The organism is Nocardia pseudovaccinii NBRC 100343, from assembly GCF_001613225.1.
GTDB classification, from domain to species: domain Bacteria; phylum Actinomycetota; class Actinomycetes; order Mycobacteriales; family Mycobacteriaceae; genus Nocardia; species Nocardia pseudovaccinii.
On sequence record NZ_BDBY01000143.1, the window covers coordinates 26302 to 48463 of the forward strand.

The window sequence follows — 22162 nt, forward strand, 5'->3', positions numbered from 1 at the left end:
ACGACTCGGCTGAGTCGATAACCACACCTTCGCGCCGACGCGAGCGAACGTTGCTCGTCGGACAGCTCCATTGTGGTCGAGTGGTGCCGCCTGCTCGGCTGGACACATATGCCTTCTATATAGAGGAGATTCGCAGACCGCCCATATAGGCAGCCTGCGCAGGATGTCCGGCTGCGCGGGTTGCGCTGGAATATCGGTTGTGTGGGCTCGGTAAGCTGCTACTTCGTGGTTTCGCCCAAGTCCGAGGATGCAGCGTTGGATCGACGTACCCGATTGCTGGCCGCGGCCGCGGTCACGCTGGGACGGTTGTCCGATGTGTTGACGCCGCTGGGTGAGTTGTTCGCCGCGCGGGGATATGAGTTGTACCTGGTCGGGGGCAGTGTGCGCGATGCGGTGCTCGGGCGGTTGGGGACGGATCTGGATTTCACCACCGATGCCAGGCCCGAGCAGGTGCAGGAGTTGTTGCGTGGGTGGGCCGATCATCTGTGGGATACCGGCGGGTTGGCGTTCGGCACGGTGAGTGCGTCGAAGGCCGATCAGCAATTGGAGATCACCACCTTCCGCAGCGATACCTATGACCGGGTGTCGCGCAATCCCGAGGTCACCTTCGGTGATTCGCTCGAGGGAGATCTGGTGCGACGCGATTTCACGGTCAATGCGATGGCGGTGAAGATCGGGGCCGACGGGTCGCTGGAGTTCGTCGATCCGCTCGGCGGGATGGACGCGCTGCTCGCCGGAGTGCTGGATACGCCTGCGGCGCCGGAGGATTCGTTCAACGACGATCCGTTGCGCATGCTGCGGGCGGCGCGTTTCGTCGCGCAGCTCGGCTTCGAACTGGAGCCGAGGGTGCGGGTCGCGATCGTCGCGATGGCGGGTGAGTTGGAGCGGATCACCGCGGAGCGGGTGCGCACCGAGCTGGATAAGCTCATCGCCTCCGCGCATCCGATCGATGGCATCAACGTCATGTGCGAGACGGGCCTGGCCCAGCTGGTGCTGCCCGAGGTGCCCGCGATGAAACTGGAGATCGACGAGCACCACCAGCACAAGGATGTCTACTGGCATTCGCTGACCGTGTTGCGGCAGGCCATCGACCTGGAAGAGGGCGATCCGGATCTGGTGCTGCGCTGGGCCGCGCTGCTGCACGACATCGGCAAGCCCGATACCAAGCGCAACGAACCGGGCGGCGGCGTCAGCTTCCATCACCATGAGGTGGTCGGCGCGAAGATGGTGCGCAAGCGGATGCGCGCGCTCAAGTATCCCAAGCAGTTCACCGAGGACGTCGCGCGACTGGTGTTCCTGCACTTGCGTTTTCACGGCTACGGCAAGGGACAGTGGACCGATTCAGCGGTGCGCCGCTACGTCACCGACGCCGATGACCTGCTTCCTCGGCTGCACAAACTGGTCCGCGCCGACTGCACCACCCGCAATAAGCGTCGTGCCGCCGCGCTGCGCGCCACCTATGACGAGCTGGAGACGCGGATCGCCAGACTGCAGGAGCGGGAGGATCTGGATCGGGTGCGTCCGGACCTGGACGGCAACGCGATCATGGAACTGCTCGGCATTCCCGCGGGTCCGGAGGTCGGTAAGGCGTGGCGGTTCCTGAAGGAGTTGCGCCTGGATCGCGGACCGCTCAGTAGGGACGAGGCCGAGGCCGCGTTGCTGGAATGGTGGAAAGCCCAGGTCTGAGCGGGAATTCGCCGGTCGATCAGAAGATGATCAGCGTGGTGCCCGCCACGATGGCCGAGCGGATCTGTGCCAGGTCGAACGATCCGGTGATCCCCGGCAGCTCCACCCGGAACCGGACCAGATCGCCCTCGCGGGTGGCGTGCACGATGCGCGCGTCGTTCGGTAGCCGATCCAGCAGGATCGCTGGCGCGGTGACCAGCTTGCGCGGGATCCGGATGCCCAGCCAGTTCGCCCGGTGGATATCGACGGTCAGCAGGTTGTCGCGCACCTGCGCTTCCAGCAGCGCGCTGATCCGGCGTTTTCGATGCTTCGCCCGGATCAACCCGCCCGCGTCGACGTCGAGTTTCCAATCGCGCTGCTGGTTATCGAGCCAGCCGACGAGCGCCTCGGTGGTGACAGTTCCGTTCAGGTCCAGCTGCTGCACCCGCGCCTTCGTCGGCACACCGGGCACCAGCCGGACGCCGTGCGCGATCACGGTGACCTGTTCGATCGGGTAGTCGTCCCAGCGCAGCCGGGACAGCACGGTCTTGGTCTGGAAATGCGCGCCGCGCCTGCGCACCTTCAGCACCTGTAACGTCGCGTGCAGATCGTGGCCGAGCAGGGTGGCGCTGACCTCCTGGCCGCCGAACCGGCTGAGAATGCCCTCGCTGAGCACGGTCATCAGCACGTCCGGCATGAGCGCGGTCACGGTGCCCGCGCCGAAGTCGGCCAATGGATCCACCCAGGCGGTGGTGTAGGCGAGCCATTGCTCCAGCAATGATTGATCGAACAGGCGTTTACCCATGTCGACGGCCCGCATCGGTGACCATGACGTCGGATCGAAGTACGTGGCCATGATTGCTCCGAGCGTACTTGGCGTCGGCCCACCCGACCACGTTCGCGGCTGTGACGAAGTGGGCAATTGTGCGCATTCAGATAGGCGTTCTATACCTGCTGGTCGGCGCCGCACCCGCATCGGCCAGGTTGATCCACGGCAGCACCCGTCCGTGCTCGTTCACCACGGGCAACTGCCGCTTGCCCAGCATCTCGGCTATGGCCTCCGTGCCGCCCGCGCTGTAGAACAGCCCGTAGCGCAATGAGATGCCTTCGAGCCCATCGGCATTCAGCATCAGCTCTTCCTTGACCCGCATGCCTTCGAGGTGCGGTTCCACCGCCGTGTCGCCGGTCGGCGCGAAGGCGTCGTCCTCGGTGAGCACGTGGTCGCCGAAATCGCCGTAGCCGTAACCGAAGACCATGGATTCGGCGATGACCCGCCGGGCGCCGACGGCGCGTGCGGGCTCCAGCAGGCCATGAGACAGCTGACCTCCCTCCGACGTGAACACTCGAGTGTGAGCTACCTCACTCTGGAAAGCATGCCAGGGCACCGCGTCGAATGTGATCAGTTCCCGTACCCGCCGCCGCCGGGCGTCTCGATGACCAGCACGTCCCCGGGTTCGAGATGCGCCGAATCCGCCCCGCTCAGGTCCTGCACCGTGCCATCGGCACGCTCGATCCGATTTCGGCCGAGGGCACCGGGCGCGCCGCCCGCCATGCCGTACGGCGGCACCCGGCGGTGACTCGACAGCGTCGAGACCGTCACCGCTTCGGTGAATCGCAGCCGACGCACCGCACCGTCACCACCGCGCCATCGACCGGCGCCTCCGCTCCCCGCGCGTACCGCGAACTCCTCGAGCAGTACCGGCAGCCGCCACTCCAGCACCTCCGGATCGGTGAGCCGGGAGTTGGTCATATGGGTCTGGACCACCGGAGCGCCGTCGAAACCGTCGCCTGCGCCCGATCCGGATCCGATCGTCTCGTAGTACTGGCTGCGATCATTGCCGAAGGTGATGTTGTTCATCGTGCCCGACCCCTCGGCCTGCACACCGAGCGCCGCGTACAGCGCGCCGGTAATCGCCTGGGAGGTTTCGACATTGCCCGCGACGACCGCGGCGGGCGGTTCGGGTGCGAGCATCGAACCGGGCGGCACGATGATCCGCAGTGGTCGCAGGCAGCCGTCATTGAGCGGGATATCGTCGGCGACCAGCGTCCGGAACACATACAGGACGGCCGCGTTCGCAACGGCATAGGGTGCGTTGAAGTTACCGTCGAGCTGCCCCGAGGTACCACTGAAATCGATCGTGGCGCTGCGGTTTTCCCGATCCACCGTGACGCGAACGCGAATGGTCGCGCCCAGATCGGTCGCGTAGGAGTATTCGCCGTCGTCGAGCGCATCGATGACGCGCCGCACCGATTCCTCCGCGTTGTCCTGCACATGCCGCATATACGCTTCGACGACATCGAGCCCGAAGTGCTCGATCATCTTCCGGACTTCTTCGACGCCCTTGGCATTGGCGGCGATCTGGGCGCGCAGATCGGCGAGATTGGTGGCCGGATTGCGGGACGGGTACGGCGCTTCGGTGAGCAAGCGCAGCGTCTCGTCCTCGCGGAACCGGCCGTCCTCGACGAGCAGCCAGTTGTCGAAGATGACACCTTCCTCCTCGATGCGACGGCTGTTCGCGGGCATCGAACCGGGCGCGATACCACCGATTTCGGCGTGGTGGCCGCGCGAGGCGACATAGAAGAGGATCTCGGTGCCCGCGGTGTCGAATACCGGCGTGATCACCGTGACATCGGGTAAATGGGTGCCGCCGTGGTACGGATCGTTGACGGCGTAGGCGTCGCCGGGGCGCATGCCCCCGGCCTGCCTGCGCCGGATGACCTCCTTGACGCTGGTGCCCATCGATCCGAGATGGACCGGAATATGCGGCGCATTGGCGACGAGATTGCCGTCGGGGTCGAAGAGTGCGCACGAGAAGTCCAGGCGCTCTTTGATATTGACCGACTGTGCGGTCGACTCCAGCCGCGCGCCCATCTGCTCGGCGATGGACATGAACAGATTGTTGAAGACCTCCAGCAGCACCGGGTCCGCTTCGGTGCCCGCCTCTGGTCCGGTCACCGCCGCGACCCGTTCCATGAGCAGATGCCCGAGGTCGTTCACCACGGCCTGCCAGCCGTCGTCGACGACCGTGGTGGAGTTGGCCTCGGTAATGATCGCGGGCCCGAGCACCGCCTTCTTCGGCACCAATTCCGCACGCTGATAAAGGAATACCTCGCGCCGAGCGCCACCGGTGTGCAGTTGTACCGACTCCGGCTCGCTGGCGGTTACGCGCGGCCCGGCCAGGTCTGCGAGATCGGGTGGTTCGGTGAGCCCGGTCGCCTCGACCGAAAGCGCCTCGATCACGATAGGGCGGTCCAGCACGAAGGAGTAGGTGTTGCGGTGACGTTCGACGAAATCCGTTGCCATCCCCGCCGGTTCGGTGAGTTCGACGGTGAGCGTGGTGTCGGTGCCGTCGTAGCGCAGCTGGGCGCGCCGCACGATACGCACCCGGTGCACGGGCACATCCTCACCGAGCAGTTCGGCGCGCGCGATGGCCTCCAGATCATCGGCGATCTCACCGACACGGTCCATCGACTCCTCGTGCAGCGGCAACTCCACCGAACGCTCGCGCATGGCGGTGGTATCGGCGAGACCGATACCGAGGGCCGAGAGCACACCGGCCATCGGCGGCACCACAACGGTGCGAATGCCGAGGGAATCGGCCACCTTGCAGGCGAGTTGGCCGCCCGCGCCGCCGAAGGTGGTCAGCGCGTAGCGGGTCACATCGTGGCCCTTCTGTACCGAGATCCGCTTGACGGCGGCGGCGATATTGGCGACCGCGATCTCGAGATAGCCCTCGGCGACCTGCTCCGGTGTGCGATCGTCACCGGTGCGCTCCGCGATTTCGGCGGCCAGTTCCGCGAATCGGCTGCGCACCAGCGCATCATCGAGCGGTTCGTTGCCATCCGGCCCGAAAACCCTTGGAAAATACTCGGATTGGATGCGGCCGAGCATCACATTGGCATCGGTGACCGTCAACGGTCCGCCGCCGCGATAACAGGCCGGTCCGGGTGCCGCACCCGCAGAATCGGGTCCGACGCGGTAGCGGCTGCCGTCGAAATGCAGGATCGAACCGCCACCCGCCGCCACGGTATGGATATCGAGCATTGGCGCGCGCAACCGGACACCGGCGATCTGCGTGATGAACACCCGCTCGTATTCGCCCGCGAAATGCGATACGTCCGTGGAGGTTCCACCCATATCGAAGCCGATGACACGGTCGAAACCGGCGAGTTCGGACATCCGCACCATGCCGACGATGCCGCCCGCCGGACCGGACAGAATGGCGTCCTTACCGCGGAACTGCCCGGCCTCGGTGAGTCCGCCATTGGACTGCATGAACATCAGCCGCACACCGGTGAGCTGGTCGGCGACCTGCTGGACGTAGCGGCGCAGCACCGGTGAGAGATAGGCATCCACCACCGTGGTGTCTCCGCGCGGCACCAGCTTCATCAGCGGGCTCACCTCGCTGGACAGCGAGATCTGCGGAAATCCGATCTCGCGGGCGACCCGGCCGATCACCTTTTCGTGTTCGGGATACAGATGCGAATGCATGCAGACGACGGCGACGGCGCGGATGCCGCTGTCGTACAGCGGCTTCAGTTCAGCTGCCAGTGCGTCGAGATCCGGCGCAGTCAGCACCGTCCCATCCGCCGTGACGCGCTCGTCCACCTCGATCACCTGCTCGTGTAACAACTCCGGCAGCACGATCTCGCGCGCGAAGATCTGCGGCCGATTCTGATAGGCGATGCGCAATGCGTCGCGGAAGCCGCGGGTGATGACCAGCACGGTCCGTTCGCCCTTGCGCTCGAGCAGTGCGTTGGTCGCGACCGTTGTGCCCATCCGGACGGCATCTATATCGGCGGTGCCGCCCGCGTCGCCGAGGATTTCGCGAATGCCCGCCACCGCGGAGTCGGCATAGCGCGCCGGATTCTCTGAGAGCAGCTTGTGCGTGACGAGTCCGCCGTCGGGGCGACGGGCCACCACATCGGTGAATGTGCCGCCCCGATCGATCCAGAACTGCCAGCCCGGTGTCTCGCTCGTCACCGGAGCCGTCCGTGCGAAGTACGTATGCGCTGGTCGATCACATGCGCACCATACCGAATCACCGTCGGCGCGGATCCGAGTGCGATCAGTGCGGCGGATCGAGTTTCGCGTGCATGAGGTACACGTTGTAGGTATCCCACGCCGAGATGGTGAAGTACAGATCCTCGGCGGTCGACCACGGATGGATGAAGCCGCCGTAGGCCTTCGGATAGTCGTCGGTGGAGACCAGCTGGACACCATCGGTCCAGGCGCCCTGCGGGCTCGCCGCGGTGCGCATCACGATCGCAGCGCGCGCCGAATCCAGATAGACCATCTGCCACTGTTCGGTGTCCTTGTCGAAGCGCACCGACAGCTCGCTTGCCATACCGAGAACCAAAGGCGTGGCCTGGTTTTCGGCCGCAGGGGCCCATGCGCCGCCCACCCAGTACTGGTAGGCCGATTTGTTCAGCACCTCGGTCTTCGGCACCCTGGCCAGGCCGATCATGCCGACCCGCCCGTTGGGCGTGCCGAACATATAGACGTAATCGCCCTGCGGCACCATGGCCGCCACCTGGAACCGGCCGAGCCCGAAGAAGTTGTCCCACCGGGCATGCTGATCCTTGACCCAGGTGCGGCCGTTGTCGTCGGAGTACGCGAGTCCGCCGTAATTGGTCGACCACAAGCCGGGAATGCGGCTCCAGTGGTTCACCGACATATAGCTCATGAACTGGCGCTGCCCGAGCGCGAACCCGGAGGTCGGGATGGTGGTCGTCTCCCAGTTCTTGATCTTGCGGCTGGGCAGCAGTTCGGTGGCGTGACAGCGGCTGTCCTGGACCATGGTGTCGATGCCGAGTCCGTCGGCGAGATCGTGGTCGGTGCTGTAGCCGAGCACATTGCTGCGCCAGTCGGGCCCGCCCACCCCGCCACTGGTCCAGCCATCGCCGAAGGTGTCGCCGAAGGCCACGGCGACCTCGCCCGGTTTGGTCTCCCACATGATGCCGAGGTCGGTGCCGTCGACCTGCCAGCGCATATCGGTGCGGTTCGCCGAACCGTGCCCGGTCACCTGACCGACCAGATCCACCGCTTCCACCAGCGGCGGGGCGATGGCGGCGGTCAGCGGTCCGGGTTCGGCCGGGTGCACGATCGGCGGCGGCGCGGGTTGCGGTTCGATTCCGTCCGGGCCGGGCACCGGGATCGGAATGGGTTCGATCTCCGGACGGAACTCGATGCGCGGCAGGCGGATCGAGCCGGAACCCGAACTCGAACCGGAGCTCGAGCCGGGGCCGGAACCGGAGCTGGACCCGGTGTCGGGCGCGTTTTCCGGTGCTGGATCGGTGGCGGGATCCGACGGCTTCGGCGTATCCCGAACATCCGGGCACGGGTTGCGGCACGGGTCGGCGGGCAGCGGTTCCGGATCGATGCGGGTGTTGTCCGGCGGCGGATCGGGGACCGGAACCGGCGTGATCTCGGGAACCGGCACCGGGATATCGATCTGCGGCGGCAAAGGGGGCAGCGGCGGAGGCGGCGGTGCGTTCGGATCCGGCGCCCGGTTCAACGGGTCGAATCCGATCTCGCCACAACTGTTCACCGGCGGCGGGGCCCACGGATGCTGCGCGGCCTGCGCGACGGGTGTCGGTACGGTCAGCGCTCCGGCGAGCAGCGCGCCGAGGATTGCGGGCGCACAGCTCGGCCGAAATCCCATCCGTTGTTGACTCCCTGTCGATTCGGGTCGATGGGAGATCAACTTACCCGACCGAATCGCGCGAAGGGTGGAACCGGATGGGGCGCAGTCGCGTCCAACCAGATATGAACGAGATCGAGTACGTGTTCGGAACCGGTGACGGCACGGTGCACGTCTGGACCAGCCAGACGGATCTGGATCTATCCGGGTCGGGCATCGGCGATGCGGTGGGACTCGACTTCGACGGCGACGGCCTGGTCGACGACGTGCTCTGGGATTCGCACGGCACCGGCGTTGCCGATGTGGCCGGGCTGGATCTCGACGACGACGGCGTACTCGACCATTTCTTCACCGATCCGACCGGCAACGGCACCTGGAATCACCAGATCACCGGCAGCCCGGCCGATGCGGACAGCGAACACCTGGCCTGGATCGAGCGCACCGAGCCCGAGCCGGATCATCTCGCCGCCGACCAATTCGGCGCGGCCTTGTCGAATCACGATGAGCCGACGCGGGATTCGCGCTGGTTCGATCCGCAAGCTCCGATCGAACCTGTCGCCGCGCTTCGGGATCACCGGACCTGGTCGGGCGATGAGTCCACTTATCCGACAATGCCGTTCAGCGAGTAACCGGCACCCGCCGACTGTTGACGGCAATGGCCACTATTCCTGCGCAATAGATTCCGGCGCCGACCAGCACCACGCCGATGGAGCGCCCATCCGCCGGTATCACCGACGCGGTGAGCGCGATCGCGAGCACGAACGCGATATTGAATACGGTGTCCTGCAATGCGAATACCTGACCGCGCCTGGTGTCATCGATATCGATCTGCATGGTCGCGTCGCCGGTCAGTTTGATGGTCTGCCCCGCGAGCCCGAACAGGAATGCCGCGACCAGCAGCAATTGATGCGCTCGATGCGCCGCGGTCCCCGCCGTCGCGATCGCGGTCGGGGTGACCAGCGTCAACTGCACCACGGTCGCGGTCAACAGCCCGAGGACCACCGTGCGCGAGCGGCCGAGCCGCGGAATCAATACCGGCGCGACGACCGCCGCCACCAACATCCCGGCCGCAGTACAGCCGATGGCGAGCCCGAACCGGGTCAGTCCGGTATTCGCGCCGCCGCCGTCGGCGGGCGCCTGCCGCAGCACCAGCACCATGATCAGCGTATTGGTGCCGAACACGATCCGATGCGTGCCGATGCCGATCATCGCGGTGGTGACCTGAACCGCTCCCCAGACCGCGGCCGCACCGTGACGCAGACCGGTCGCGATCGCTCGCACCGCACTGTCGCGCGTCGCGGTCCCCGGCTCCGGACCGAGCACCCCGGCCCCGAATCCGGCCGCGAATATCGCACCGCAGACCGACCACACGGCACTGATCGCCACCGCGACCGCCGAAGCGAAATCACCCGCGCCGATCAATCCGATGATCGCGACCGCCGCCGCGGCGCCGACACCGGCACATCCGGACGCGACCGTGGCCAGCACCGAATTCGCGGGCACCAGCCAGTGTTGATCGAGTACTCGGGGCAACGCAGCCGACACGCCCGAGAGCACGAACCTGCTGACCCCGACCACGGCAAGCGCGAGCAACAGCAACGGTGTCTCACCGCTGCCCGCCAACAGCCCGACACTCACCGCTGCGATCAGCACCGCCCGCCCCACATTGGCGACCAGCAGCACCGCTCGCCGATCCCAGCGGTCCAGCAGCGCACCGGCGTACGGCCCGATCAGCGAGTACGGCAGCAGCAATACCGCGAACGCGGCCGCGATGGCGAGCGGATCGGTCTCCCGTTCCGGGTTGAAAAGAATGGCGCCGGACAGCGCCGCCTGGAACATGCCGTCACCGAACTGACCGGTAAAGCGGATCAGCGCCAAACGCAACACGCCGGGACTCTCGCGCAGCGCCGTCTGTAGCGAAACCGGCCGCGCGTCCGCGGGAGTGTTGCCGTCGGGGCGACCAGTAGACACGCCCAGAGGCTACCTGCCCCGCGGCCCTCGCTCGATCAGCGAATCCCGTCCACGATCAGCGCACTGACCGCCTCGCGCATATCCGCCGCCATCGGCAGATCCGCCAATGTCGCGGCATCGATCCAGGCGAAGGCGTCGTGTTCGCCCGGGGCCAGCGCGACCTCGCCGGGCTCCACCTCGACGATGAAGCTGTACTTGCGCACTCGGGGCTTGGTCCTGGTGGCGTAGTCGAAGTCGCCGAGGAACTCGGTGATGGCGCGCACCCGCAGCCCGGTCTCCTCGAACAGTTCCCGTACCACGCATTCGGCCAGGGTCTCCCCGGATTCGACTCCGCCACCGGGCAGTTCGTACATGCCGCCGTGGTAATCGTCGGGCACGCGGCGCACTACCAGGAGTTTGCGATCGCGGAATACCGCGACACCGACGACGAAATCGCTGATCCCGTCGCGCTCTGCCGCATCGCGCAGTTGCTGCTCGATGCGCGCGAGCAGCTCGGTTCGCATCCGTTCGTCACCTCCGATTCCGTTGTGGCACATGATGTTACGAATCCGCCGTGCGCGCGTACAGACCCCCTTCGGTTGCCGACCGGCGACTCGGCTAACCGGTCGGTACTGCTCGCCTGCCGTTCACCCGCAGCCGCGAGTGACTCCCTTGCACGTCACTCACGAAGATCAGCTCGCGTAAAATGCCGAGTGCAGGACAATTTACTAGGAATTCGGAGTACCACGTCGTAAGTGCTCCTACCCTGAAAGGTGATCGGTGCACGGTCCCGAGAGGAGGACCATGATGTCCACACTCACGACACCACACATCGATGTCCATCGCGGCGGCGATCGCATGAAAACGCGCGTGTCCTGGCTGGATTCGAAGCACTCGTTCTCCTTCGGGGAGCACTACGATCCCGACAACACCCATCACGGGCTGCTGCTCGTCAATAACGAAGATATTGTTTCCCCTGGTCAGGGCTTCGAAACCCATCCGCACCGGGATATGGAGATCGTGACCTGGGTGCTCGGCGGCTCGCTGGTGCACCAGGATTCGCTCGGGCACAGCGGCGTCATCTATCCAGGTCTGGCACAGCGGATGAGCGCGGGCACCGGAATTCTGCATTCGGAGAAGAACGACTCCTGGCGTCTGGACCACGGCACCGAACACGACCAGCCGGTCCATTTCGTGCAGATGTGGGTGGTGCCGGACGAGCCGGGCTCGGAGCCCGGATATCAGCAGCTCGAGATCGACGACGAATTGGCCCGCGGCGGCCTGGTGACCGTGGCCTCCGGCCTGCCGCGCTATCGCGATCGGACCGCGATCGCCATCGGTAGCAGCCATTCGGCGATGCATGTGGCGCGGTTGGCGGACAGCGGGGAAACCGAGCAGGCGATCGACCTACCCGACGCGCCGTACCTGCATCTGTTCGTCGCAAGGGGCGAAGTGGAGATGGAGGGCGTCGGTCCGTTGTACGTGGGTGACGCCGTGCGCCTGACCAGATCGGGTGGGCAGCTGGTGACCGCCCATGGGCCGGCGGAGATCCTGGTCTGGGAGATGCACGCGCGGCTCGGCTCGGAATAACCCCCCCGGCATCAACATCCCAGGGAGTGCGATCAGAAGGCGACTGCAGCGCAGGCGCACCGGCTGAGAGGAAGTCCCATGGCGCAATATCCGCCACCGGGTCAGTACCCGCCGCCGCCGGGTCAGTACCCGCCGCCGCCGGGTCAGGGGCAGCCGAACTATTGGCAGGAATCTCCCAAGCGCAAGGGCTTGGCGATCACCACACTGGTGCTCGGCATCCTCGGCTTCCTGAGCTGCTGGACGCTGATCGGCGGTTATCTGTTCGGCTTCTTCGCGCTGATCTTCGGCATCATCGCGCTGGTCAAGATTCGTTCCGGCAGCGCGGGCGGCACGGGCATGGCGGTCACCGGCTTGATCCTGGGTGTGCTCGCGCTGGTCGCCGCGGTCGTGCTCAGCATCGTCGGCTGGAGCTTCTTCGTCGACTCCGGTGGCAAGGACTATCTCGACTGTCTGCAGAAGGCGGGCAACGATCAGACCAAACAAAACGAGTGCCGGGACAAGTGGGAGCACAGCATCGAGCAGAGCTTCAGCGTGACGCTCACTCCGCGCCCGACCCCTTGACAAAACCCTTGATGCCATTGACGACCGACCGGCCGCCGCTGTTCGCGCACGTCCGGGTGGCGGCGATGACATCGCCCAGTTCGGGGCGGTAGTCGCCCTCGGGCGGTGCGATCCAGATCCGGTAGCCGCTGAGCTCGTCGGTCGGTGAGGGCAGCACGATCCGGCTGCCGGGCAGCGCCACCGAAGCGCAGACCCGGAACAACTCCGGGAACAGCGTCATATCCAGGTACGAGTTATCGGTCGGACCGGTCAGGAAGGACCAACGGCTGGAGCGCGGATGCGCGATGATCGGTCCAGTCCGCCCGTAGTTGGCCAGGAGGTAGGCCCGCACCCGCTTGCCGAGTACCGCGGGCATGACGATGGCGCCGACCGCGCCGACTTCCAACAGAATTCGCCCGAGTCCCGGATCGACGACCCCATAGAGACCGTTGTCCTTGCGATAGCGGCGACATCGCGCCAGGGCGTCCTGGGCCGCCGCGAAATCCTGGGCTGCCAGGTAGCTACCCGATTCCATTCGCGACGTACTCATGACGAACCTCGCCTCGACTTTGAGTGGATCGACGTAAAACCGAAGGTTGCCGCTGAAATCGACACTAGACCCGCACAAGTTCCTTGACAATAGTCACACGCCGAGTAAATTTCCGGCGTACCATCTCGAGCCATGGCGCCCGTTTCCCCGACCGTTGCTCGCTGGGAGCTGGTGCTGCGCCTGCGCGAATTGCGCGAACAGCGCGGCTTCGATTCGGCCACCTTCGCCAAGCGGGTCGGGTTCACCCCGGCGAACTGGTCGCACGTCGAGAAGGGGCGACGCGTGCTCACCACGAACACCATCGGCCCGGTGCTCGAACTGCTCGAGGTGGATGCCGAGGAACGCGGGGAGTTGCTGACGCTGCTGGAGGCGAGTAAGCAGCGCGGCTGGTGGGCCAAATCGTCGGCCCTGATCGGGCCGGAACTGCAGCGGCTGTACGGCATGGAGTTCGGCGCGCAGAGCATTCGCAGTTATGACAGTTTGGTTTTCCCGGGTCTGCTGCAGTCCGAGGACTACGCGCGGGCGCTCATCAGTGCCGATGTGATGATCCGGCCGGTTCAGGTCGAGCAATTGGTAGCCATTCGGATGCGGCGGCAGGAGCGGTTGCGCGGCAAGGGCCGGGTGGAACTGACCGCGGTCATCGGTGAGGGCACCCTGCTGCAGCAGACCGGTGGGCCGGAGGTGCTGCGCGGACAGTTGGAGTATCTGGCGAAGACGATCGAGCAACTCGACAATATCGAGGTGCGCGTCATCCCGTTCGCGGCGAAGGCGGGCGCGGTGCTCGGCGGGTCCAGTTTCCATCTGATCGACTTCGCCGGTGAACAGCTGCCGACCTTCGCGTGGGCCGAGAGCGCGGTCTTCGGTGGCGCGGTCGACGATCCGGAACAGGTGCGCGATTTGAGCTTCGCTTACGTTCGCGCACTGGAACAATCGTTGAATCGTGCAGCATCATTGGCCCTGATCAGCAGGTATGCACGAGTGTAAAATCCTGCCCATGGCCACCACCGCTACCCTCCGGTCGGTTTTCACCGACTGGTTCACGTCGAGTCGATCGAACAACGGCAATCAATGCGTCGAAGTCCGGTTCGATGGTGACGCGGTGCTCATCCGTGACAGCAAATACCGCCGCAACCCGGCCAACCGCCCCGCTGAAGAGCCCATCATCACCGTCACCGCGAGCCTCTGGACCTCGTTCATCAACCTTCTCAACAGCGGCCGATCGCATAACGAGCTGATCGCACAAACTTGCGCCGATGGCAGCGCTACCCTGCGCCACGGCGATATAACCCTCTCCTACACTCCCGAAGAGTGGGATGCGTTCATCGCCGGCGCACGCGACGGCGAATTCGATCGCATCATCCTGCCCGCCTGACCGCCTACCCCGGCCGTGACGCGGCCGGGGCCAACCTCGGCGACGGCGGCCTCCGTCCCATCTCTGCATACTGGACATCGTGACTTCCGATCTGAGCAGTCCCTCCGGTATCGATCTCTCCCACCTCGACCACGCCGTGCGCGTTCAGGACGATCTGTTCGCCCATGTCAACGGCGGGTGGCTGGATACCTATGAGATACCGGCGGATCGTGCGGTCGACGGCGCCTTCCGGACGCTGTACGACCAGGCGGAGCTGGATGTGCAGACGATCATCCGGCAGGCCGCCGACTCGGCGCCGCCGCACGGCAGTGATGCGCGCAAGATCGGCGATCTGTACTCGAGCTTCATGGACACCGATACGGTGGCCTCGCTCGGGCTGGCGCCCGTCGCAGGGGAACTCACCGAGATCCACGAGGTCGCCGATCGCAGTGCCTTCGCCGCGCTACTGGGTCGCCTGCAGCGCACCGGCGTCGGGGGCGCGCTGGGTTTCTATGTCGACACCGACGACAAGAACTCCAACCGGTATCTGGTGCACGCCACCCAGTCCGGGATCGGGCTGCCCGACGAGTCCTATTACCGGCAGGACGAATTCGCCGAGATCCGGGACCGATATGTCGAGCACATCGGCCGGATGTTCGCGCTGGCCGCCGCCGAACCGCAGATCGCCGCGCTGCTGCCCGCCGACCTGACGACGGTCGGACAGCGGATCTTCGAATTGGAGCGCAAGCTCGCGGCCGGGCACTGGGATGTGGTGCGCCGCCGCGACGCCGAGTTGAGCTACAACCTCACCACCTACGACGCGCTGGTCGCCGAGCACCCGGAATTCGATTGGCACGCCTGGACTGCCGCGCTCGCCGAGGGTATTGCGAAGTCGGGTCCCGAACTGTTCGCCGAAGTGGTTGTGCGCCAGCCGGATTACGTGCGCACCTTCGCGCAGACCTGGGCGGCCGAACCGCTCGCGGACTGGCAGGCGTGGGCGATCTGGCGGCTGTTGCGTTCGCGGGCGGCCTATCTCACCGATGCGATCGTCGAGGAGAACTTCGACTTCTACGGTCGCACCCTGACCGGCGCGCAGGAGAACCGGGAACGCTGGAAGCGCGGTGTTTCGCTGGTGCAGGATCTGCTCGGTGAGGCGGTCGGCAAACTGTATGTCGGCGAACACTTTCCACCGGAGGCCAAGGCACGGATGGTCGAGCTGGTCGCCAATCTGCAGGAGGCCTACCGCCGTAATATCGCCGAGCTGGACTGGATGGGGCCGGATACCAGGGCGGCCGCGCTGGCCAAGCTGGAGAAGTTCACGCCCAAGATCGGCTATCCGGACAAGTGGCGCGACTACTCCGCCATCGTCATCGTCCCGTCCGATCTGGTCGGCAACTACCGGCGCGGCTATGCCGCCGAACACGATCGCGATCTGAACAAGCTCGGCGGTCCCGTCGATCGTGGCGAATGGTTCATGACCCCGCAGACGGTGAACGCCTACTACAACCCGGGCATGAACGAAATCGTCTTCCCCGCGGCCATTCTGCAACCGCCGTTCTTCGATATGCACGCCGACGACGCCGCCAACTACGGCGGCATCGGCGCGGTGATCGGTCACGAAATCGGCCACGGTTTCGACGATCAGGGCGCCAAGTACGACGGCGACGGCAATATGATCGACTGGTGGACCGATGCCGATCGCACCGAATTCGGTAAGCGCACAAAGGCTTTGATCGACCAGTACAACGTGCTATCACCCAAGGCGCTGGCCGGCGACCACACCGTCAACGGCGAATTCACCATCGGCGAGAACATCGGTGACCTGGGCGGGCTGTCCATTGCCCTGGCCGCCTACCGTATTTCGCTCGAAGGCGAGGAGCCGCCGGTCATCGACGGTCTGAGCGGTCTGCAGCGCGTCTTCTACGGTTGGGCACAGGTGTGGCGGACCAAGGCCCGGAATGAGGAGGCGATCCGCCGCCTCGCCACCGACCCGCACTCGCCGCCGGAATTCCGTTGCAATGCGGTGGTTCGCAATATCGACAGCTTCCACGAGGCTTTCGATGTGCAGCCCGGCGACGAGCTGTATCTGGAGCCCGCGCAGCGCGTCAAGATCTGGTGAGCACGCGGCTGGGCCGAGGACGCCGCGCGCTCAGCGCAGGCGTTCCTCGGTTTCGCCGTCGAAGAAGAAGATCTCGTCGAGTTTCGGGCGCAGGCGCAGGCGATCACCGAGTGCCACTTGGAAGCGGCGGTCCACCCGCGCCACCACCTTGCCGGAGCGGCTGTTCCATTCATCGGTGACGCCGTGGCTGTAGATGAAGGATTCGGCGCCGAGTTCCTCGAGCAGTTCGGCGGCCACGGCGAGGCTGTTATCGGTTTCGGTGGTGGTTTCCCAGGATTCCGGACGGATGCCGACAATGACCCGCTCGCCGGTTGTGCTGCGGGGCAAGGGAATTCGCAGGTCGCCCAGGACGGCGGCGCCGTCGCGAACCGGGGCGTCGAGCAGGTTCATGCCGGGTGAGCCGATGAACCCCGCGACGAAGGTATTGACCGGATCGTCGTAGAGCTCACGGGGATTGGCGATCTGCTGGAGCCTCCCTTCGCGCAGCACCGCGACCCGATCGCCCATGGTCATGGCCTCGACCTGGTCGTGGGTGACATAGACGGTGGTGGTGCCGAGACGCTTCTGCAGCGCGGCGATCTGGGAGCGGGTGCTCACCCGCAGTTTCGCATCCAGGTTGGACAGGGGTTCGTCCATGCAGAAGACCTGGGGTCGGCGCACGATGGCGCGCCCCATCGCGACGCGCTGGCGTTGCCCGCCGGAAAGTTTCGCCGGTTTGCGGTCGAGCAGATGCTCGAGTTCGAGCATCTTGGCCGCTTCCTGCACTCGAACCGCGGTGTCCGCCTTGTTCATTCCGGCATTGCGCAGGGCGAAGCCCATATTCTGCGCGACCGTCATATTCGGATAGAGCGCGTAGCTCTGGAATACCATCGCCACATCGCGGGCACGCGGCGGGAGTCCGGTGACGTCCTTACCGCCGATCAGGATGCGACCCGTCGCTACGGATTCCAATCCGGCCAGCATCCGCAGACTGGTCGATTTGCCGCAACCCGATGGGCCGACGAGGACGATGAATTCCCCGTCGGCGATATCGAGCTCCAGGTTGTCGACGGCGGACGCCTGCGCACCGGGATACAGATGCGTCACCCCGTCGAAGTGCACTGTTGCCACGGCGTCGATCTCCTCTTGGTCGGTACTACTTGGGCAGCTTCGGCGTGATCTGCCGGTCGATAATGGTCTGCAGCTGACTGGCCACATTCGCGAAAGCCGTTGCCGGATCGGCATTCTGCAGACCGATCTGCTCCAGCCCGGTGCCGATGATCTGGTCACCGCCAGGCACGAAAACTCGCGCGTAATCCTGCGATTTGGTCACCGCGAGCTGCTCGATGGCGACCTTCGCATTCGGATTCTTCGCCAGGAAGTCGACCTCGCTCGGATCGGTCACCGCGGACTTGCGCACCGGCATATAACCGGTGCCCTGCGAGAAGTAAGCGGTATTGGCGGCATTGGTGATGAACTCGATGAACTTCAGCGCGTTCACCTTCCGCTGATCCGAGATCCGCGACGGTATCGCCAGCCCGGCGCCGCCGGTGGTGACGCCGGGGCCGTTGGGATGCGGCAGGAATGCGGTGCCGAATTGCAGTTTGCCCTCGGCGTTCTTCTGGATGCCCCGCAGATCGCCGGTGGAGGCGATGGTGGAGGCGATGACGCCGGTGCCGAAGTCGACGGCGATCTGCGGTTTGATGCCCGCGTACTTCTTGGTGTGGATCATATCGCGCAGGAATTGGCCCGCCGCAATGGTTTTGGGGTCGGTGAACTTCAGCGTCCACTGGTCGGAGTAGGCGCCGCCGAAGGTCCAGTTCGGGCCCTGGAACGTCCAGGCCAGGTAGTTCTTGGCGTCACCCCAGCCGTGCGCGAGCTTGCCGTCGCCGACCACCGACTGGATCTTCGGACCCCACTCGTCGAATTCCGGCCAGCTCTGCGGGCCGCGGTCGGGCAGACCGGCCTTCGCCCAGACGTCTTTGTTGTAGTAGAACAGCGGTGTCGAGCGCGCATACGGCAGCGCGTAATGCTTACCGTTGAAGACATAGTCGGCGGCCAGCGAATCGACGTAGTCGTCGAGCTTGACCCCGGCGTCGGCGAAATGCGAATCGAGCGGTTCGATGGTGCCGTTGAGCGCGTAGTTGAACCACCAGACATCCGACAGCACAACGACATCGGGCAGCTCACCGCCGGACAGCGCCGCATTGAACTTCTGCGACACCTCCTCGTAGTTCTTACCCGCGTCGACCAGATTGACCTTCAGATCCGGATACTTTGCCTGAAACCGGTTGATCAGCTCGGCCTCGAGTTCCTTCGAGGTGCCAGGGTGATTCGACCAGAAGGTGATGGTGTTGGCGTCACCGGACTGCTTGCCGCCACCGCCGCTGCCCGCGCATGCGGTCAGTGCGGTACCCGCCGCAAGCGCACCGGCCAGGCCGATGAATCCGCGCCGCGACAGTGCCGGGAATTGTGAAGTGGACACTGATTCTCCTGTTCGGTTAACCCTTGACCGCACCTGAGGTGAGGCCCTTGATCATGTGGCGCTGTAGCAGCAGGAAGACGATGAGGATCGGCAGCATGGTCAGCAGCGTCCCCGCCATCACCGGTCCCCAGTTGGTGACGCTCGGATTCTCGGTGTTCTGCAAGAGGGTCAGGCCGACCGGCAGTGTGGCGACCCTGGTGTCATCGGCCATCAGGAACGGCCAGAGGTATTCGTTCCACTCGTTGACCAGCGTGACCACCGCGAAGGCCACCATTGTCGGTCCGGACATCGGCAGCACCACCCGGGTGAGCAGGCGCCACCAGTTGGCGCCGTCCATCCGGGCCGCCTCGATGACCTCCGAGGGCAGTGAGAGGAAGTGATTGCGCATCAGGAAGGTGCCGAAGGCCACCCCGCAGAGCGGAATGATGATGCCCTGGAAGGTATTTCGCCAACCCAACTGGGCGATCAGCGCATAGTTGGAGATCACCGTGATCTGGTTGGGCACCATCAGCGCCGCGATGATCACCAGGAACACCAGGGTCTTGCCCGGAAACCGCAGGAACACCAGGCCGTACGCGCTGAACACGCCGAGCACGAATTTCACCAGCGCGATGATCCCGGTGATGATCAGCGAATTGCGCAGGAAGGTCCAGAACGGCAACGTCGTGGTGGCGTCCTCGTAGTTCGCCGGATGCCAACTGTGCGGCCAGTACACCGCGGGCTGGGTGTAGATGTCCGGACGCGCCTTGAACGAGGTGATGAAGATCCAGAACAGTGGAACGCCGACGATGATCAGCACACATACCATCGCGGCGTATCCGAGCACCGTCACCGCCCGCTGTCTGCGGCGATATGAAAGAGTCTCTACGCTCACTGCTCGCCCCGATCCATGATGCGCACCTGGACCAGCGTGACGACCAGCAGCACGAGGAACATGATGGTGGCGACCGTCGCGCCGTAGCCGGCCCGGAAGTTGCGGAAGGACTCTTCGTAGACCTGGTAGACCATGGTCGTGGTGCCGGTGCCGAGAGGCCCGCCGCGCGTCATCACATTGATGATGTCGAAGACCTGCAGCGAGTTCAGCAGCACCGTGATGGACAGGAAGAAGGTGGTCGGGCGCAGTTGTGGCAGCAGCACCTTGGTGAACGTGGTCCAGCGGCTCGCGCCGTCCATCTCGGCCGCCTCCATGAGATCGGCGCGGGTGCCCTGGAGCGCGGCCAGGTAGATGACGAAGGTGTAGCCGAGGTTCTTCCAGATATAGGTGACCGTCACCATGAACAGCGCCCAGTGCGGATCCTGGTAGAAGTCCGGCACCTTGTCGACGCCGATGCGGTGCAGCAGATCCTGGATCAGACCGAAGCTGGGATCGAAGATGAACTGGAAGGCCACACCGATGGCCGCGCCGGAGATGACGAATGGCGCGAAGATGGCCGAGCGAACCACGTTGCGCCCGAACAGCTTACGGTCCAGTAGCAGGGCCAGCGCCAGGCCGAGCACCATGCTGCCGACCACCGCGGCCAGGGTGAACACCACCGTATTGGTGACGATCTGCCAGGAGTCGTCGCGGCCCCACCACTCTCGGTAGTTCGCGAACCCGATGTAGGTCACGAAGTTGTCGGAGATATTGAAGTCGGTGAACGAGAGCCGGATATTGTCGGCCAGCGGGCGGTAGACGAACAGCGTCAGCAGCACCAGATTCGGCCCGAGCAACACCAGGAACAGCGCATAGTCCTGCCACGGCCGATTGCGCAGGCCACGCCCACGCGGTTGCGGCAGTACTCGCTCCGGCCTGGTTCGCACGGCCGAAGCTTTACGGCGCGTAGCAAACGATCGGTTAACACCGAACGCCGATACGCTGAACTTCTTGCTGGGCGTACCCGATGAGTTACCCATGTTCTCCCGCAATCAGTTCGAAGCGTTGCGCCACTCGGGAGATTAACTGGCAACTGGTCCGTCGTCCGGGAATTCCGGAACACCATCAGTTGAACAAAACGAACTCGGCCCAGGCGATCGCGCCTGGGCCGAGCTGAGCTTGGACGTCGGGTTGGTTACTTCACTCGTTCCAGTCGCCGTAGCCGTCGCGGGAGTTCAGGGTCCCGCCCTTGGTGTTCTGGACGATGACCGGGTCGCCCTTCTTGGCGTTCTCGAAGAACCACTTGGCGTTCTCGGTGCTGACATTCAGGCAGCCGTGGCTGGCATCCGAAACACCTTGCTGCGCAACCGACCACGGGGCCGCGTGCACGAAGATGCCGCTGTTGGAGATCCGGGTGGCGTACTCGACCTCGACCTTGTAGCCCTCGGGATCGGTGGTCGGCACACCGTAGGTGGACGAATCCATGGTCATCTTGCGCAGCTGCTCGCCGACGAAGTAGGTGCCGTTCGGGGTCTCGTGCTTGGTCTTACCCATCGAGGTCGGCATCGTCATGATCTCCTCGCCGTTGCGAGTGATCGTGATGGTGTGGGTGTCGTCGTCGGCGGTGGTGATGAAGGCGTCACCGATGCGGTATGCGGTGCGGGTGCCGCCCGCCTCGACGGTCACATCGGTATTGGCCGGCCAGAACTCGTTCGGCCGCCAGCGCACCTGCTTGTCGCCGAACCAGTAGAAGTGGCCCGGCGCCGGATTCGAGGAGGTGATCCTGATGGCCTGCTCGGCGGTGGCGTGATCGGTCACCGGATCCTTGAAGTTGATGATGACCGGCTGCGCGACGCCGACGGTCTCGCCGTCACCCGGGCTGATGCTCGGCGGCGCGAAGTTCGCCGTGGCTCCCGGATCGGTGGCGGTCGAGGTAGAGGAGCCGGTGCTGACACCCGGCAATGCCGGATCGGCCTGAGCCGGTGCGACGGCGGTGATGCCCACCGCGGCGATCGCCGCCGACAATAGGATGCCCTGCCGGAGTCGGCGGGCTAGCGCTCCCCGACGAGGAGCAGTCGACGTCCCGGTGTGCAAAGCGGCATGCATAAGTTTCTCGTCCAATCCATCTCTCGCCTACGCCGTGGCGCAGCGAGATCTCTCATCGGTGTGGAGCTCGCAGGGCGGTTTCACGAAAACGCTTCGTGGATTCCGTGCGAACGTCCACGGAAAAACGGCGCGGGGCACACGAAGCACCCCACGGGTATATGACGCACCCGACCCTGGCGTCCTTCCTACCGTCCATGGCCATCCGTGGCCAGTGGCGTTTCGGATTGATTCGTGCTGATCGCAGGGTGTGGCGAGCGACACATATGCCGTTGGGGGTCATGATCATTCGTGAAATAGGCCGGTCAGATCGGGTGAGCCTCGATGGCTCAC

Annotated in this window: 19 protein-coding genes; 7 read left to right on the top strand and 12 right to left on the bottom strand. The window is 65.0% G+C overall.

Annotated elements, in window-relative coordinates:
- Nucleotides 1-255 precede the first annotated feature (255 nt).
- Nucleotides 256-1686: a CCA tRNA nucleotidyltransferase gene (locus NP3_RS17000; RefSeq protein WP_174566226.1), complete on the top strand. Its 1431-nt coding sequence runs from the start codon at nt 256-258 to the stop codon at nt 1684-1686.
- Between the two features lie 19 nt (nt 1687-1705).
- On the opposite strand, the gene NP3_RS17005 is transcribed toward NP3_RS17000, so the two are convergent.
- The 4 genes from NP3_RS17005 to NP3_RS17020 all read right to left on the bottom strand — a co-directional run bounded on the left by NP3_RS17005 (nt 1706) and on the right by NP3_RS17020 (nt 8330).
- The gene (locus tag NP3_RS17005) at nt 1706-2521 is read right to left on the bottom strand and encodes a hypothetical protein (RefSeq protein ID WP_063042444.1); all 816 of its coding nucleotides are present in this window, start codon (nt 2519-2521) and stop codon (nt 1706-1708) included.
- A gap of 76 nt (nt 2522-2597) precedes the next feature.
- The gene (locus tag NP3_RS17010) at nt 2598-3008 is read right to left on the bottom strand and encodes an NAD-dependent epimerase/dehydratase family protein (protein ID WP_063042446.1); all 411 of its coding nucleotides are present in this window, start codon (nt 3006-3008) and stop codon (nt 2598-2600) included.
- Between the two features lie 56 nt (nt 3009-3064).
- The gene (locus tag NP3_RS17015) at nt 3065-6649 is read right to left on the bottom strand and encodes a hydantoinase B/oxoprolinase family protein (protein ID WP_063042448.1); all 3585 of its coding nucleotides are present in this window, start codon (nt 6647-6649) and stop codon (nt 3065-3067) included.
- 85 nt (nt 6650-6734) lie between these two features.
- Entirely contained in the window at nt 6735-8330 is a 1596-nt protein-coding gene (locus NP3_RS17020) for a glycoside hydrolase family 183 protein (protein ID WP_063042450.1), read from the bottom strand.
- Nucleotides 8331-8434: 104 nt separating this feature from the next.
- On the opposite strand from NP3_RS17020, the gene NP3_RS17025 reads away from it, so the two are divergent.
- Nucleotides 8435-8938 carry a hypothetical protein gene (locus NP3_RS17025; protein WP_063042452.1) on the top strand — a complete coding sequence of 168 codons (504 nt, stop codon included), beginning with the start codon at nt 8435-8437 and terminating at the stop codon, nt 8936-8938.
- Here NP3_RS17025 and NP3_RS17030 read toward each other — a convergent pair.
- On the bottom strand, nt 8928-10280 hold the full coding sequence (locus NP3_RS17030) for an MFS transporter (protein WP_157124365.1): 1353 nt from the start codon (nt 10278-10280) through the stop codon (nt 8928-8930). The two genes, NP3_RS17025 and NP3_RS17030, sit on opposite strands and share 11 nt — an antisense overlap.
- Nucleotides 10281-10315: 35 nt before the next feature.
- A complete protein-coding gene (locus NP3_RS17035; protein ID WP_063042517.1) occupies nt 10316-10783 on the bottom strand; it encodes an NUDIX domain-containing protein in 468 nt (155 codons plus the stop codon).
- A 283-nt stretch (nt 10784-11066) separates the two neighbouring features.
- On the opposite strand from NP3_RS17035, the gene NP3_RS17040 reads away from it, so the two are divergent.
- The gene (locus tag NP3_RS17040) at nt 11067-11849 is read left to right on the top strand and encodes a pirin family protein (protein ID WP_063042519.1); all 783 of its coding nucleotides are present in this window, start codon (nt 11067-11069) and stop codon (nt 11847-11849) included.
- Nucleotides 11850-11927: 78 nt separating this feature from the next.
- Nucleotides 11928-12410, top strand: coding sequence for a DUF4190 domain-containing protein (locus tag NP3_RS17045; protein WP_063042454.1), 483 nt, complete (start codon nt 11928-11930; stop codon nt 12408-12410).
- Here the strand turns inward: NP3_RS17045 and NP3_RS17050 are convergent.
- Nucleotides 12388-12939, bottom strand: coding sequence for a hypothetical protein (locus tag NP3_RS17050; protein WP_063042456.1), 552 nt, complete (start codon nt 12937-12939; stop codon nt 12388-12390). The two genes, NP3_RS17045 and NP3_RS17050, sit on opposite strands and share 23 nt — an antisense overlap.
- 132 nt (nt 12940-13071) lie before the next feature.
- Between NP3_RS17050 and NP3_RS17055 the strand changes: the two genes are divergently transcribed.
- From NP3_RS17055 to NP3_RS17065, 3 genes are all read left to right on the top strand, one after another.
- Nucleotides 13072-13923 carry a Scr1 family TA system antitoxin-like transcriptional regulator gene (locus NP3_RS17055; protein ID WP_063042458.1) on the top strand — a complete coding sequence of 284 codons (852 nt, stop codon included), beginning with the start codon at nt 13072-13074 and terminating at the stop codon, nt 13921-13923.
- A gap of 10 nt (nt 13924-13933) precedes the next feature.
- Nucleotides 13934-14311 (top strand): DUF397 domain-containing protein, encoded by a 378-nt coding sequence (locus tag NP3_RS17060; RefSeq protein WP_040697841.1) that lies wholly within the window; start codon nt 13934-13936, stop codon nt 14309-14311.
- Nucleotides 14312-14390: 79 nt separating this feature from the next.
- Complete coding sequence (locus tag NP3_RS17065) at nt 14391-16409, top strand: M13 family metallopeptidase (protein ID WP_174566227.1); 2019 nt, start codon at nt 14391-14393, stop codon at nt 16407-16409.
- A gap of 30 nt (nt 16410-16439) precedes the next feature.
- On the opposite strand, the gene NP3_RS17070 is transcribed toward NP3_RS17065, so the two are convergent.
- From NP3_RS17070 to NP3_RS17090, 5 genes are all read right to left on the bottom strand, one after another.
- On the bottom strand, nt 16440-17519 hold the full coding sequence (locus NP3_RS17070; RefSeq protein ID WP_063042462.1) for an ABC transporter ATP-binding protein: 1080 nt from the start codon (nt 17517-17519) through the stop codon (nt 16440-16442).
- 25 nt (nt 17520-17544) lie between these two features.
- Nucleotides 17545-18873 carry an ABC transporter substrate-binding protein gene (locus NP3_RS17075; RefSeq protein WP_084508647.1) on the bottom strand — a complete coding sequence of 443 codons (1329 nt, stop codon included), beginning with the start codon at nt 18871-18873 and terminating at the stop codon, nt 17545-17547.
- Nucleotides 18874-18889: 16 nt separating this feature from the next.
- Nucleotides 18890-19681 (bottom strand): carbohydrate ABC transporter permease, encoded by a 792-nt coding sequence (locus NP3_RS17080; protein WP_245720980.1) that lies wholly within the window; start codon nt 19679-19681, stop codon nt 18890-18892.
- A 62-nt stretch (nt 19682-19743) separates the two neighbouring features.
- Nucleotides 19744-20673: a carbohydrate ABC transporter permease gene (locus NP3_RS17085; RefSeq protein ID WP_063042466.1), complete on the bottom strand. Its 930-nt coding sequence runs from the start codon at nt 20671-20673 to the stop codon at nt 19744-19746.
- Between the two features lie 253 nt (nt 20674-20926).
- On the bottom strand, nt 20927-21832 hold the full coding sequence (locus NP3_RS17090; RefSeq protein WP_063042468.1) for a L,D-transpeptidase: 906 nt from the start codon (nt 21830-21832) through the stop codon (nt 20927-20929).
- Between the last annotated feature and the right edge of the window lie 330 nt (nt 21833-22162).